At 44.6% G+C, this 11,710-nt stretch carries 23 protein-coding genes; 22 read left to right on the forward strand and 1 reads right to left on the reverse strand.

Annotation, left to right across the window (positions count from 1 at the left end; all coding sequences use genetic code 11):
* Positions 1–20: 20 nt before the first annotated feature.
* Positions 21–755 (reverse strand): N-acetylmuramoyl-L-alanine amidase family protein, encoded by a 735-nt coding sequence (locus tag HMPREF9124_RS02505; RefSeq protein ID WP_009427977.1) that lies wholly within the window; start codon positions 753–755, stop codon positions 21–23.
* Between the two features lie 274 nt (positions 756–1,029).
* Here HMPREF9124_RS02505 and HMPREF9124_RS02510 point away from each other — a divergent pair, with 274 nt between their 5' ends.
* From HMPREF9124_RS02510 to rpmD, 22 genes are all read left to right on the forward strand, one after another.
* Positions 1,030–2,118, forward strand: a complete 1,089-nt coding sequence (locus HMPREF9124_RS02510; RefSeq protein ID WP_009429030.1) for an FAD:protein FMN transferase — start codon at positions 1,030–1,032, stop codon at positions 2,116–2,118.
* Positions 2,119–2,218: 100 nt separating this feature from the next.
* Positions 2,219–2,380: a YetF domain-containing protein gene (locus HMPREF9124_RS11945; protein WP_330367756.1), complete on the forward strand. Its 162-nt coding sequence runs from the start codon at positions 2,219–2,221 to the stop codon at positions 2,378–2,380.
* A gap of 487 nt (positions 2,381–2,867) precedes the next feature.
* Positions 2,868–3,185 carry a 30S ribosomal protein S10 gene (gene rpsJ / locus HMPREF9124_RS02520; RefSeq protein WP_009429182.1) on the forward strand — a complete coding sequence of 106 codons (318 nt, stop codon included), beginning with the start codon at positions 2,868–2,870 and terminating at the stop codon, positions 3,183–3,185.
* A gap of 44 nt (positions 3,186–3,229) precedes the next feature.
* Positions 3,230–3,859, forward strand: coding sequence for a 50S ribosomal protein L3 (gene rplC, locus HMPREF9124_RS02525; RefSeq protein ID WP_009427877.1), 630 nt, complete (start codon positions 3,230–3,232; stop codon positions 3,857–3,859).
* A gap of 25 nt (positions 3,860–3,884) precedes the next feature.
* Positions 3,885–4,505, forward strand: a complete 621-nt coding sequence (gene rplD / locus HMPREF9124_RS02530) for a 50S ribosomal protein L4 (RefSeq protein ID WP_009429459.1) — start codon at positions 3,885–3,887, stop codon at positions 4,503–4,505.
* The gene (rplW, locus tag HMPREF9124_RS02535) at positions 4,505–4,804 is read left to right on the forward strand and encodes a 50S ribosomal protein L23 (protein WP_009428924.1); all 300 of its coding nucleotides are present in this window, start codon (positions 4,505–4,507) and stop codon (positions 4,802–4,804) included. Before rplD ends, rplW begins: the two co-directional genes overlap by 1 nt.
* A gap of 66 nt (positions 4,805–4,870) precedes the next feature.
* The gene (gene rplB, locus HMPREF9124_RS02540; protein WP_009428381.1) at positions 4,871–5,716 is read left to right on the forward strand and encodes a 50S ribosomal protein L2; all 846 of its coding nucleotides are present in this window, start codon (positions 4,871–4,873) and stop codon (positions 5,714–5,716) included.
* Positions 5,717–5,735: 19 nt separating this feature from the next.
* A complete protein-coding gene (gene rpsS / locus HMPREF9124_RS02545) occupies positions 5,736–6,014 on the forward strand; it encodes a 30S ribosomal protein S19 (protein WP_007157676.1) in 279 nt (92 codons plus the stop codon).
* Between the two features lie 29 nt (positions 6,015–6,043).
* On the forward strand, positions 6,044–6,433 hold the full coding sequence (rplV, locus tag HMPREF9124_RS02550; protein WP_009429205.1) for a 50S ribosomal protein L22: 390 nt from the start codon (positions 6,044–6,046) through the stop codon (positions 6,431–6,433).
* A 13-nt stretch (positions 6,434–6,446) separates the two neighbouring features.
* Positions 6,447–7,109: a 30S ribosomal protein S3 gene (gene rpsC / locus HMPREF9124_RS02555; protein ID WP_009428769.1), complete on the forward strand. Its 663-nt coding sequence runs from the start codon at positions 6,447–6,449 to the stop codon at positions 7,107–7,109.
* A 2-nt stretch (positions 7,110–7,111) separates the two neighbouring features.
* Positions 7,112–7,540, forward strand: a complete 429-nt coding sequence (gene rplP / locus HMPREF9124_RS02560; RefSeq protein ID WP_009428107.1) for a 50S ribosomal protein L16 — start codon at positions 7,112–7,114, stop codon at positions 7,538–7,540.
* Positions 7,540–7,743 carry a 50S ribosomal protein L29 gene (rpmC, locus tag HMPREF9124_RS02565; protein WP_009429537.1) on the forward strand — a complete coding sequence of 68 codons (204 nt, stop codon included), beginning with the start codon at positions 7,540–7,542 and terminating at the stop codon, positions 7,741–7,743. Before rplP ends, rpmC begins: the two co-directional genes overlap by 1 nt.
* Positions 7,744–7,760: 17 nt before the next feature.
* Positions 7,761–8,015, forward strand: coding sequence for a 30S ribosomal protein S17 (gene rpsQ / locus HMPREF9124_RS02570; RefSeq protein ID WP_009428831.1), 255 nt, complete (start codon positions 7,761–7,763; stop codon positions 8,013–8,015).
* A 24-nt stretch (positions 8,016–8,039) separates the two neighbouring features.
* Positions 8,040–8,408 (forward strand): 50S ribosomal protein L14, encoded by a 369-nt coding sequence (gene rplN, locus HMPREF9124_RS02575; RefSeq protein ID WP_009428822.1) that lies wholly within the window; start codon positions 8,040–8,042, stop codon positions 8,406–8,408.
* A gap of 13 nt (positions 8,409–8,421) precedes the next feature.
* A complete protein-coding gene (gene rplX / locus HMPREF9124_RS02580) occupies positions 8,422–8,727 on the forward strand; it encodes a 50S ribosomal protein L24 (protein WP_009428271.1) in 306 nt (101 codons plus the stop codon).
* A 19-nt stretch (positions 8,728–8,746) separates the two neighbouring features.
* The gene (gene rplE / locus HMPREF9124_RS02585; RefSeq protein ID WP_009428901.1) at positions 8,747–9,286 is read left to right on the forward strand and encodes a 50S ribosomal protein L5; all 540 of its coding nucleotides are present in this window, start codon (positions 8,747–8,749) and stop codon (positions 9,284–9,286) included.
* Positions 9,287–9,298: 12 nt separating this feature from the next.
* The gene (locus HMPREF9124_RS02590; RefSeq protein WP_007157667.1) at positions 9,299–9,484 is read left to right on the forward strand and encodes a type Z 30S ribosomal protein S14; all 186 of its coding nucleotides are present in this window, start codon (positions 9,299–9,301) and stop codon (positions 9,482–9,484) included.
* A gap of 110 nt (positions 9,485–9,594) precedes the next feature.
* Positions 9,595–9,996 (forward strand): 30S ribosomal protein S8, encoded by a 402-nt coding sequence (gene rpsH / locus HMPREF9124_RS02595; protein WP_009429951.1) that lies wholly within the window; start codon positions 9,595–9,597, stop codon positions 9,994–9,996.
* A 61-nt stretch (positions 9,997–10,057) separates the two neighbouring features.
* Entirely contained in the window at positions 10,058–10,597 is a 540-nt protein-coding gene (gene rplF, locus HMPREF9124_RS02600; RefSeq protein ID WP_009428638.1) for a 50S ribosomal protein L6, read from the forward strand.
* Between the two features lie 15 nt (positions 10,598–10,612).
* Complete coding sequence (gene rplR / locus HMPREF9124_RS02605) at positions 10,613–10,975, forward strand: 50S ribosomal protein L18 (protein ID WP_009429132.1); 363 nt, start codon at positions 10,613–10,615, stop codon at positions 10,973–10,975.
* Positions 10,976–10,996: 21 nt separating this feature from the next.
* Positions 10,997–11,506, forward strand: a complete 510-nt coding sequence (rpsE, locus tag HMPREF9124_RS02610) for a 30S ribosomal protein S5 (protein ID WP_009429890.1) — start codon at positions 10,997–10,999, stop codon at positions 11,504–11,506.
* A 12-nt stretch (positions 11,507–11,518) separates the two neighbouring features.
* Entirely contained in the window at positions 11,519–11,701 is a 183-nt protein-coding gene (gene rpmD, locus HMPREF9124_RS02615) for a 50S ribosomal protein L30 (RefSeq protein ID WP_009428035.1), read from the forward strand.
* Positions 11,702–11,710 lie beyond the last annotated feature (9 nt).

The following is an 11,710-nucleotide window of genomic DNA, read 5'->3' on the forward strand; positions in this document are numbered from 1 at the left end:
ATCTTGCTCCGCTTTAGCGGCTATTCTTCCTCTTCGTCTTTCTCCTCTTCGTAAGGGGCTTCTTCGTCTGCACCGTCATCCTCACTGTCCGTATTGTCTTCGGTGTACTCTTCTTTCATATCATATTGTTGCATATTGATATTGTCTTTTTCCGCCCAAGGATTTTGCGGACCGGGGTCGAAGACTCCATTGGGATTTAGGCCGTAGCGAGCTGTAAAGGTGGGATTTCCCAGACCGGCAATTTGCGGTTTCGTAACCGTTTCCATTTCTTTTTTTGCCTTTGCCATAAGCTCATCCATGACGGTAGCGGGCTTTGTGCGGAAACCGCTTCTGCCATATTGCTTCGGCTTACCATCCTCTCCCAGGTACTGCCCTTGATCATTTACCTTGTACTTTCCCTGAACAACGGTTTTTTCTGCCATAGCACCGCTCTCATCAAAATAATAAGCATAGCCGTCGATGGTTGCCCAAAAGCGAATCATTTTTCCAAGGTCTTTTTGATTTGTGCTTAGAAAATACCATTTTTCGTTATCGAAAATCCAGCCTGTGGCCATGCGCTCTCGGCCTGGAGCGATGTAATACCAGTTTCCCTGATGCTCCACCCACCCGGGAATGACATTCCCGAATTCGTCCGCATAGGTCCATTCTTTTCCAAGTTGGACCCACCTTCCCTTTTCCGCAAAAGCTGCTTTCCCGGGAATGAGAAATAAAAGTAGAAGAAGAAGGAAAAGCAAGCGTTTTTCTGTTCGTATCATAGTGTCCTCACCGAAACGAGATACTGTGTTCTTATGCACGATACTCGCTATACATAAAATAGTAGAGATTGTTTCCTTGTTTTTATCGGTGGAAAAGAAAAAAAGATTAACGCGAGGAATGAACGAGGGGAAGAGAAATCCCGTAAACCATCATATAAAATAATGGAAATAATTTCTTGAATTTTTTCGAAAGAATACTATAGCTTTTCCTAACTATGTCTTGTATCATGAAAAATATTTTATCATAACGGTATGAATTCATAGAAGGAAATAGATGAAAAGTCAATTTTGGAAAAAGGAAAGGCGGCACTTCGGGAGCCTGGTGTTTCTGGTTCTTCTTTGTTTATCCTTAGCTGCCTGCGGGAAAAGAGAACGTTATCAGGATCAGTTTACGGATGTTTTTAATACGGCTTCCATGGTTATCGGTTATGAAGAATCCGAAGAAGCTTTTCAGAAGAAGGCGGAACAAATACACGAAAGCCTCTTACATTACCATAGGCTCTTTGACGTTTACACGGATTATCCGGGGCTTGAAAATTTAAAGAAGGTAAATGAAGAGGCCGGGAAAGCACCGGTAAAGGTGGACCCGGATATCATGGAACTTCTTAAGTTCGGGAAGGAAATGGACATACGAACAAACGGGAAGGTGAATATTGCATATGGAGCGGTACTTTCTCTTTGGCATGACAAGAGGGAAGAGGGGATTGCCAATCCGGAAAAAGCAAGTCTTCCGGAAGAAAAGGATTTGGAAGAGGCTGCAAAGCACTGTAATATAGAAGATCTCATTCTGGACGAAGAGAAGATGACCGTGTATTTTCGAGATCCGGGTCTTCGGCTGGATGTCGGCGGGATTGCAAAGGGCTGGGCAGTGGAAAGAGTCGCTGAGCTTCTGGAAAAAGAAGGCGCCAAGTCATATCTTTTAAATATCGGAGGAAATCTTCGAGCCATCGGAAAGAAGGGAGACGGCACAAAGTGGATTTGTCCGGTACAAAATCCCTTCTATACAGATGGTGAAGAGGACAATCCCTATGCCGTATCCGGAGAAATTGAGGAAGTTTCTTTGGTGACAAGCGGCGACTATGAACGTTATTTTACCGTGGACGGCGTTCGCTATGCGCATATTGTGGATCCGGAGACAAGGTATCCTGCGAATAGACACCGTTCCGTGACGATTCTTACCAAGGACTCCGCCCTTGCGGATACCCTTTCGACGGCATTGTTTATTCTTTCCGTAGAAGACGGGAAAAGCCTGCTGGAAAAAATACGGAAAGAGGATTCGCTGGAAATTGATGCGATGTGGGTGGAGCCGGATCACAGTATGGCGTATACGGAGCATTTTCTGAATCGAATCGATGCGGAATAAGAATAATGCGAAGGAGAAATAAGATGCAGGTATTTATTTTAGTGGCGGGAAAATTGCTGATCGGATTTTTGACTTTAATCTTTGTGATCAATATTTCGGAATCACGGACGGACAGTTGCAGAAAAATATCCTTCATGTGATAGGAAAGGATGTGGAATGGGTAAAGAGAGAAGTGGCAGAGCAGGGATACGCCTCCATAAAAGAGGTTTACTTGGGAGAGTATCGGAACGGCAGTCTGCATTGCTATCCGGAGAGACTGTAAATAGGGGCTTTACAAGGCCTCTATTTTAGTATAGTATTATGACACGCTCGGAGGCGTGGAAATGAGTATCGGAAATTTTGCGCATATGCTCGTTCCAGATAGAGCCATCGGGATGGGAACTGAATAGAGTCATCGAGATGGGAACCCGCTTGACAAGAGGAAAAAGAAGTTCTTTTGTTGTTTTTGATTTAATACAAAACTCGAGAAAAATCTCTTGTCAGACTGTGGACTTTATGTTATCCTTGTACGGCTGTGGCATGATAGCAATGAAGGAAAAGATTGCTGGAGAGACGAAAACCGAAAGGCATAAGTTTCTGCAGAGAACTTTCCGGAGCGAATGTCAAGTTTAGAAACTGACGGCAGGTCACTGTACTACAATTTAAGCACCAAGCAGCGGGTGCGGCGTGTGTATTTGTATAAGATACGCGCGGAAACGTGTACAGTCACCAACTTATCGTCAATAACCCGATAGGAGGCGACTTTTTTTATGGCAAGTCAAGTAATGAGAATCACCTTAAAGGCTTATGAGCATAGCCTTGTGGACGAATCAGCCGCAAAAATCGTAGAGAACTGCAAGAAAACCGGTTCTCAGGTTTCCGGCCCTGTACCACTTCCCACGAAGAAGGAAGTAGTAACCATCCTTCGTGCGGTACACAAGTACAAGGACTCTCGTGAGCAGTTCGAGCAGAGAACACACAAGAGATTGATTGATGTCATCAATCCGAACCAAAAGACCATGGACAGTCTGCAGAGACTGGAAATGCCTGCAGGTGTATTCGTAGACATCAAGATGAAAAACAAATAATTCTAGTATGAACCGATGAGGTTCCGCTGTAGAAAGGAGAACAAATGAAGAAAGCTATTTTGGCAACAAAAGTAGGAATGACACAGGTTTGGGATGAAAACGGCGTGTTGATTCCAGTAACTGTACTTCAGGCAGGCCCCTGTGTGGTTACTCAGGTAAAGACCCTTGAGAACGACGGTTACAAGGCAGTTCAGGTGGGATTTTTAGAGAAGAGAGAAAAGCTGGTAAACAAGCCCCTTAAGGGACAGTTCGACAAGGCCGGCGTTTCCTGCAAGAGATTCTTAAGAGAGTTCCGTTTTGAAAATGCAGAAGAGTACAAGGTAAAAGACGAGATTAAGGCAGACATCTTTGCAGAGGGAGATAAGGTAGACGTAAGCGCTACTTCCAAGGGTAAGGGATTTGCATCTGCTATTAAGAAATATGGACAGCACAGAGGACCGATGACTCACGGTTCCAAGTTCCATCGTCATCAGGGATCTAACGGTACATCTGCAACACCGTCCAGAGTACTTCCGGGTAAGGCAATGCCTTCTCACATGGGTGCGGTGAAGGTGACGACACAGAATCTTACTGTGGTACGTGTTGATGCAGAAAAAGGACTCATCCTTGTAAAGGGTGCGGTTCCCGGACCGAAGAAGGCTCTTGTTACCATCAAAGAAGCTGTAAAGTCCTAAGACGAAAGGAAGGAGGAACATAGTAATGGCTAACGTATCTGTATTTAATATGCAGGGTAAGGAAGTTGGCAAGATGGATCTGAATGATGCGATTTTCGCAGCACCGGTTCATGAGCACTTATTACACCTTGCAGTTGTGGCACAACTTGCCAATAAACGCCAAGGCACACAGAAGGCCTTAACTCGTTCGGAAGTTTCCGGAGGAGGAAGAAAGCCCTGGAGACAGAAGGGAACAGGTCATGCAAGACAGGGTTCCATTCGTGCTCCGCAGTGGAAGGGCGGTGGAGTTGTATTTGCTCCGACACCGAGAGATTACACCACTACCATGAACAAGAAAGAGAAGAGAGCGGCTTTAAAAGCTGCACTGTCCAATGCAGTGGCAGAAAATAAGCTGATTGTTGTGGATGAGATTCGTTTCGATGAAATCAAGACCAAGAATTTCCAGAACATGCTGAATGCTCTCCATGTACAGAAGGCTTTCGTTCTTTTGGATGAAAATGATAAGAATACCGTGCTTTCCGCAAGAAACATTCAGGATGTAAAGACGGCTCAGGTAAACGAATTAAATGTTTATGATGTTCTGAGATACGGCACAGTATTAGCTACGAAGGCGGCTCTTTTAAAGGTTGAGGAGGTATACGCATAATGGCTAGCTTACAATATTTTGATGTAATTCTTCGTCCTGTAGTAACAGAGAAGTCTATGGCTGACATGGCTGAGAAGAAATATACCTTCTTGGTTCATCCTGAAGCAAACAAGGTTCAGATTAAAGAAGCTGTAGAAAAGATGTTCGAGGGCGCAAAGGTAAAGGCTGTAAACACCATGAACCTGGAAGGTAAGAAAAAGAGAAGAGGCATGGTTATCGGAAAGACAGCAAAGAGAAAGAAAGCAATCGTTACACTGGCTGCTGATTCCAAGGAAATTGAGATTTTCAGCGCTCTGTAATTAAGAAAAGACCTGCGTGAAAAAATTTCTCAATTATACGCAGGGAGAAAAAGGAGAAAAGTATTCATGGGTATTAAGACATATAAAGCTTATACACCGTCCAGAAGAAATATGACCGGTTCCGACTTCTCTGAAATCACAAAGAAGACTCCGGAAAAGTCCCTTTTGGCGAAGAACAAGAAGACTGCCGGAAGAAACAATCAGGGCAAGATTACGGTTCGTCATCACGGCGGTGGAAACAGACAGAAATATAGAATCATCGACTTTAAGAGAAATGCAAAGGACGGCGTAGTTGCTACGGTTATCGGAATTGAGTATGATCCGAATCGTTCCGCGAACATCGCACTTCTTTCTTACGAGGACGGAAGCAAGGCGTACATTCTTGCACCAAACGGTTTAACCGACGGCATGAAGGTGATGTCCGGTGAGAATGCCGAGGCAAGAGTGGGAAACTGCTTACCGCTTTCCATCATTCCGGTCGGTTCCGAGATTCATGCGATCGAGCTTAAGCCGGGCAAGGGAGCACAGCTGGTTCGTTCCGCAGGAAATGCCGCACAGCTTATGGCAAGAGAAGGAAAGTACGCTACTTTGAGACTTCCTTCCGGAGAAATGAGAATGGTTCCTATCGAGTGCCGCGCAACCATCGGTGTAGTAGGTAACGGAGACCACAACCTCATCAATCTCGGTAAGGCGGGAAGAAAGCGTCACATGGGCATCCGTCCGACAGTCCGCGGTTCCGTTATGAACCCGAACGACCACCCGCACGGAGGTGGAGAAGGTAGAGCGCCAATCGGACGTCCGGGTCCCTGTACACCTTGGGGCAAGCCTGCACTTGGTTTGAAGACCAGAAACAAGAAGAAGCTTTCCAATAAGCTTATCGTAAGAAGACGTGATGGTAGAGCCATCAAATAATTGAGGAGGAGAAAGAATAATGGCACGTTCTATTAAAAAAGGACCATTTGCAGATCAGAGTCTTTTAAAGGCAGTAGATGCACTGAATGCACAGAATCAAAAGACAGTAGTAAAAACCTGGTCTCGTCGTTCCACAATCTTCCCGTCATTTGTTGGACACACCATTGCGGTTCATGACGGAAGAAAGCATGTTCCTGTATATGTTACAGAGGACATGGTTGGACATAAGTTAGGCGAATTCGTTGCAACAAGAACCTACCGCGGACATCACGGTAACGGCGACGAGAGAAGAGGATAATCTGCATAATTGAAAGGAGGACATGAAAAATGTCAAAGGGTCATAGATCTCAGATTAAAAGAGAGAGAAATGCAAACAGCGATAAAAGACCTTCCGCTAAGCTTTCTTATGCTAGAGTATCTGTACAGAAAGCTTGCTTTGTTTTAGATGCTATTCGTGGCAAGGGATTGGAAGAGGCCTTAGGAATTGTAACTTACAACCCAAGATATGCTTCTACATTGGTTAAGAAACTTCTTGAGTCCGCAGCTGCAAATGCAGAGAACAATAACAATATGAACAGGGATACACTTTATGTTGCAGAGTGCTTCGCAAACAGCGCACCGACATTAAAGAGAATTCATCCCAGAGCACAGGGAAGAGCTTACAGAATCTTCAAGAGAAGCTCTCACATCACTGTTATTTTGGACGAAAGAAAGTAAAAGGAGGCAAGGAATGGGACAGAAAGTCAATCCGCACGGTATGAGAGTCGGTATCATTAAGGACTGGAATTCCAAATGGTACGCAGACAAGAAAAACTTTGCTGATACACTTATCGAAGATCATAAGATCAGAGAGTTTTTAAAGAAAAAACTGTATTCCGCAAATGTCTCTAAGATTGAAATCGAAAGAGCAGCTGAGGATAAGGTTCGCGTAACAATTTATACTGCTAAGCCGGGTTATGTAATCGGTAAGGGCGGTGCTGAAATCGAAAAGTTAAAGAAAGAAGTACAGAAGTTCACCGATAAGAATATCTTCATTGATATTAAGGAAATCAAGAGACCGGATAGAGATGCACAGCTTGTAGCGGAGAGCATCGCACTGTCTCTGGAGAACCGTGTTTCTTTCCGTAGAGCATTGAAGCAGGCGATGTCCAGAACCATGAAGGCAGGCGCACTCGGAATCAAAGCTTCCGTAGGCGGACGTCTTGGCGGTGCTGATATTGCAAGAAGAGAATTCTACAGCGAGGGAACCATTCCTCTTCAGACTCTTCGCGCAGACATCGATTATGGATTTGCTGAGGCCGATACGACCTATGGAAAATTAGGAGTAAAGGTTTGGATTTATAAGGGCGAGGTTCTTCCTGCCAAGAAAAATAAGGAAGGGAGCGAGAAATAACTATGTTAATGCCTAAGAGAACGAAATTCCGTAAGCAGATGCGTGGCAGAATGACCGGTAAGGCTACCAGAGGAAATACCATTAGCCACGGAGAGTTCGGTATTGTTTCCATGGAACCTTGTTGGATCAGATCCAATCAGATCGAGGCAGCCAGAGTTGCCCTTACAAGATACATCAAGCGTGGCGGTAAAGTTTGGATCGATATTTTCCCGGATAAGCCCGTTTCTGCTAAGCCGTTAGGAGTACGTATGGGATCCGGAAAGGGTGCTACCGATTACTGGGTAGCCGTTATTAAGCCGGGCCGCGTTTTATTCGAGATTGCCGGTGTACCGGAAGAAGTAGCCAGAGAGGCGTTAAGACTTGCTTCTCACAAGCTTCCCTGTAACTGCAAGATCGTCGCAAAAGCAGATCTGGAAGGCGGTGATAACTAATGAAAAAGAATACTTATTTAGAAGAGCTGAAGGCGAAGTCAGCTGAGCAGCTGAATGAAGAGCTGGTTTCCGCAAAGAAAGAACTTTTCAATCTGCGATTCCAGAATGCAACCAATCAGTTGGATAATACAGCCCGCATTACCGAGGTTCGGAAAAACATCGCTCGGATTCAGACTGTTATCACTGAGAAAGCGAAAGCGTGAGAAGGGAGAACAGAAGAATGGAAAGAAATCTGAGAAAAACCCGTACCGGTAAGGTGGTTAGTGCAAAGATGGACAAGACCATCGTTATCGCTATTGAAGATCACGTGAAGCACCCTCTTATTGGAAAGATTGTACAGCGTACCGTTAAGATTTACGCGCATGATGAAAACAATGAGGCCGGTGAGGGAGATACAGTAAAGGTAATGGCAACCAGACCTTTGTCCAAGACCAAGAGATGGAGACTCGTTTCCATCATTGAGAAGGCGAAGTAATACAGGAGCAAGGAAGGAGCATATATGATTCAGCAGGAAACAAGACTGAGAGTTGCTGATAACACAGGTGCAAGAGAGCTTCTTTGCATCCGCGTTATGGGTGGCTCAACCAGAAGATATGCCGCTATTGGAGATACCATTGTGGCTTCCGTAAAGGATGCTATTCCAGGCGGACAGGTTAAAAAGGGTGATGTTGTAAAGGCTGTTGTGGTTCGTACTGTTGACGAGACAAGAAGAAAAGACGGAAGCTATATCCGTTTCGATGAAAACGCAGCGGTAATCCTCAAGGAGGATAACACTCCGAAGGGCACCCGTATCTTTGGACCGGTAGCAAGAGAGTTAAGAGATCATGGTTACATGAAGATCGTATCCCTTGCCCCGGAAGTATTATAAGGAGGGGAGCCGTATGCGTAGAATTAAGAAAGACGATATGGTAAGAATCATTACCGGTAAAGATAAAGGAAAAGAGGGTAAGGTTTTATCCTTCGATCCGAAGACCAACAAGGTAGTGGTAGAAGGCTGTAATATGGTAACCAAGCACCAGAAGCCGAGCCAGGCTAACCCGCAGGGTGGACTCTTGAAGAAGGAAGCTGCTTTGGACGCATCCAACGTTATGCTGGTAGTAGACGGACAGGCAACCAGAGTCGGATTTAAGGTAGAGGACGGCAAGAAGGTACGTGTAGCGAAGAAGACCGGTAAGGTTATTGACTAAGAGAAAGGAGGAATGAAGGATGGCTAGATTAAAGGATATTTACAATAGCGAAATCAAAGAAGCTATGCAGAAGAAGTTTAACTATAAAAATGTTAACGAAATTCCAAAGCTTGAAAAAATCGTCATCAACATGGGTGTTGGTGAAGCAAAAGAAAATTCCAAGGTTCTCGATAGTGCGGTTCGTGATTTAGAGATTATTACCGGACAGCACGCAGTAACCACCAAGGCTAGAAAGTCTGTTGCAAACTTCAAAATCAGAGAGGGACAGGCTATCGGTTGTAAGGTTACTCTTCGCGGAGAGAAGATGTATGAGTTTGCTGATCGTCTCATCAACTTGGCTCTTCCTCGAGTAAGAGACTTCCGTGGTGTGAACCCGAATGCCTTCGATGGCAGAGGAAACTATGCCCTTGGAATCAAAGAGCAGATTATTTTCCCTGAAATCGAGTTCGATAAGGTAGACAAGGTTAGAGGAATGGATATCATCTTCGTAACAACAGCGAAGACTGACGAAGAGTCCAGAGAACTTCTTACCCTGTTCAATATGCCTTTTGCGAAATAATCGGAGGAAAAAATGGCAAAATTATCAATGAAATTAAAGCAGCAAAGACCTGCAAAATTCTCCACAAGAGAATATACAAGATGTAAGATTTGCGGACGTCCGCATTCCGTACTTCGTAAGTATGGAATCTGCCGTGTATGCTTCCGTGAACTCGCATATAAGGGAGAGATCCCCGGTGTTCGTAAGGCATCTTGGTAAAATGTTTGTAAAACGAATATCGGCTGCATCCGCATTCGATATTTCGTTTACATAGAGGGATAGTGCATAGGGCGCATCCCAATAGATAAGAAGAAAGGATATCCGTAAACATGAGTATGAGTGATCCAATCGCAGATATGCTTACCAGAATTCGTAATGCAAACACTGCAAAGCATGATTCAGTATTAATTCCGGCATCGAAGATGAAGAAGGCCATTGCTGAAATTCTTCTCAAAGAAGGATACATCGCAAGCTGCGAAATCGTAGAGAACGGAAAGTTCCAGGACATTAAGATTGGCTTAAAGTACGGAGCTACAAAGAACGACAAGATTATCTCCGGAATTCGCAAGATTTCCAAGCCGGGTCTTCGAGTTTATGCCGGCAAAGAGAATATGCCGAGAGTGCTTGGCGGACTTGGTACTGCAATCATTTCCACAAACCAGGGTGTAATCACCGACAAGGAAGCAAGACAAAAGGGTGTAGGTGGAGAAGTCCTTGCCTTTGTATGGTAATCTGTCGGAATATATTTTCTGAAAACAGTATTTTACTGAGAATTTAAGAGAGGAGTATACTATGTCACGTATCGGAAAGTTACCGGTCGCGATCCCGGCAGGTGTTACTGTTGAGATTAAGGACAATGTAGTAAAGGTAAAGGGACCAAAGGGAACCTTGGAAAGAACCTTTGCAAAAGAAATCACAATTAAGGAAGAGGATGGCCACTTAGTGGTTACTCGTCCGAATGACAATAAGAAAGAGAAGTCTCTTCACGGATTAACCAGAGCTTTACTGTTCAACATGGTTGAAGGTGTAAGTAACGGTTACGAGAAGAAGCTGGAAATCAACGGTGTAGGATACAGAGCGGCAAAGCAGGGCAAGACCTTGACTTTGACTTTGGGATATTCTCACCCTGTAACTATGGAAGATCCGGAAGGTCTGGAGACTGTACTGGAAGGAACCAATACTATTTTCGTAAGAGGAATCGATAAGGAAAAGGTTGGACAGTACGCTGCAGAGATTCGCGGTAAGAGAGCTCCGGAACCCTATAAGGGCAAGGGAATCAAGTACTCTACCGAAGTTATCCGTCGTAAAGTCGGTAAGACAGGTAAGAAATAATAGGAGGAAAGTAGAATGGTTAGTAAGAAAAATAAAGCCGAGCTTCGTCAAAAAAAGCACGCAAGAATCAGAAACCGTTTGTCCGGAACTCCTGAAAGACCTCGTCTTGCAGTTTTTCGTTCCAACAAGCACATGTATGCACAGCTTATTGATGATGTTGCAGGAAACACTTTATGTGCAGCTTCAACCTTAGATAAGAATGCAAATTTGCAGTTTACCGATAACATTGAGGCAGCTCAGTTTGTTGGTAAGGCTATTGCCGAGAAGGCTATAGCAAAGGGAATCAAGGAAGTTGTTTTTGACAGAGCCGGATTCCTGTACCATGGTAAGGTTCAGGCCCTTGCAGACGCTGCAAGAGAAGCCGGACTTGTATTCTAATCGAGAGGAGAAATCACTAAGATGAAGCGCGAAAAAATTGACGCAAATCAGTTAGAATTAAACGACAGTGTTGTAGCTATCAAGCGTGTAGCGAAGACTGTTAAGGGTGGTCGTACCATGAGATTCTCCGCTCTTGTTGTAGTAGGAGACGGGAACGGCCATGTGGGTTGCGGAACCGGTAAGGCAACTGAGGTTCCTGAAGCAATCCGTAAGGCAAAAGAGGCTGCAGTAAGAAATATGGTTACTGTACCTGTAAATGAGGATAAGTCCGTTCCGCATGATTATATCGGAAAGTTCGGTGCTTCCACCGTTCTTCTGAAGAAGGCTCCGGAAGGAACCGGAATCATCGCCGGCGGTCCGGCACGTATGGTCTGCGAGCTCGCAGGAATCAAGAACATCCGTACAAAATCCTTAGGATCCAATAATAAGACAAATGTGGTTTATGCTACTTTACAGGGTCTTACTTCCATGAAGACACCGGAGCAGTTCGCAATTCTTCGCGGTAAGACCGTAGCAGAGATTACAGGTTAAGGGAGGGTTATCATGGCAGATAAATTAAGAATTACTTTAGTAAAGTCTCCAATCGGTGCCATCCCTAAGCAGAAGGCAACTGTGCAAGCTCTTGGATTAAAGAAGATTCGTCAATCCGTTGAGCTTCCCAACAACGGCGCTACCAAGGGAATGATTCAGAAGGTCAATCACTTGGTTAAAGTGGAAGAGATTTAAGGAGGCGAA

Origin of the sequence: Oribacterium sp. oral taxon 108 str. F0425, assembly GCF_000214455.1 — a bacterium.
Classification (GTDB): domain Bacteria; phylum Bacillota; class Clostridia; order Lachnospirales; family Lachnospiraceae; genus Oribacterium; species Oribacterium asaccharolyticum.

Coding starts and splice junctions, on each gene's coding strand:
- rpmD (WP_009428035.1), top strand. CDS start 11,519: ATGGCAGATAAATTAAGAATTACTTTAGTAAAGTCTCCAATCGGTGCC.
- rplD (WP_009429459.1), top strand. CDS start 3,885: ATGGCTAACGTATCTGTATTTAATATGCAGGGTAAGGAAGTTGGCAAG.
- rpsE (WP_009429890.1), top strand. CDS start 10,997: ATGAAGCGCGAAAAAATTGACGCAAATCAGTTAGAATTAAACGACAGT.
- rplV (WP_009429205.1), top strand. CDS start 6,044: ATGTCAAAGGGTCATAGATCTCAGATTAAAAGAGAGAGAAATGCAAAC.
- rplB (WP_009428381.1), top strand. CDS start 4,871: ATGGGTATTAAGACATATAAAGCTTATACACCGTCCAGAAGAAATATG.
- rplW (WP_009428924.1), top strand. CDS start 4,505: ATGGCTAGCTTACAATATTTTGATGTAATTCTTCGTCCTGTAGTAACA.
- rpsC (WP_009428769.1), top strand. CDS start 6,447: ATGGGACAGAAAGTCAATCCGCACGGTATGAGAGTCGGTATCATTAAG.
- rplR (WP_009429132.1), top strand. CDS start 10,613: ATGGTTAGTAAGAAAAATAAAGCCGAGCTTCGTCAAAAAAAGCACGCA.
- rpsJ (WP_009429182.1), top strand. CDS start 2,868: ATGGCAAGTCAAGTAATGAGAATCACCTTAAAGGCTTATGAGCATAGC.
- rpsH (WP_009429951.1), top strand. CDS start 9,595: ATGAGTATGAGTGATCCAATCGCAGATATGCTTACCAGAATTCGTAAT.
- rpsQ (WP_009428831.1), top strand. CDS start 7,761: ATGGAAAGAAATCTGAGAAAAACCCGTACCGGTAAGGTGGTTAGTGCA.
- rpsS (WP_007157676.1), top strand. CDS start 5,736: ATGGCACGTTCTATTAAAAAAGGACCATTTGCAGATCAGAGTCTTTTA.
- HMPREF9124_RS02505 (WP_009427977.1), bottom strand. CDS start 755: ATGATACGAACAGAAAAACGCTTGCTTTTCCTTCTTCTTCTACTTTTA.
- rplX (WP_009428271.1), top strand. CDS start 8,422: ATGCGTAGAATTAAGAAAGACGATATGGTAAGAATCATTACCGGTAAA.
- rpmC (WP_009429537.1), top strand. CDS start 7,540: ATGAAAAAGAATACTTATTTAGAAGAGCTGAAGGCGAAGTCAGCTGAG.
- rplE (WP_009428901.1), top strand. CDS start 8,747: ATGGCTAGATTAAAGGATATTTACAATAGCGAAATCAAAGAAGCTATG.
- rplF (WP_009428638.1), top strand. CDS start 10,058: ATGTCACGTATCGGAAAGTTACCGGTCGCGATCCCGGCAGGTGTTACT.
- HMPREF9124_RS02590 (WP_007157667.1), top strand. CDS start 9,299: ATGGCAAAATTATCAATGAAATTAAAGCAGCAAAGACCTGCAAAATTC.
- rplC (WP_009427877.1), top strand. CDS start 3,230: ATGAAGAAAGCTATTTTGGCAACAAAAGTAGGAATGACACAGGTTTGG.
- rplN (WP_009428822.1), top strand. CDS start 8,040: ATGATTCAGCAGGAAACAAGACTGAGAGTTGCTGATAACACAGGTGCA.
- HMPREF9124_RS02510 (WP_009429030.1), top strand. CDS start 1,030: ATGAAAAGTCAATTTTGGAAAAAGGAAAGGCGGCACTTCGGGAGCCTG.
- rplP (WP_009428107.1), top strand. CDS start 7,112: ATGTTAATGCCTAAGAGAACGAAATTCCGTAAGCAGATGCGTGGCAGA.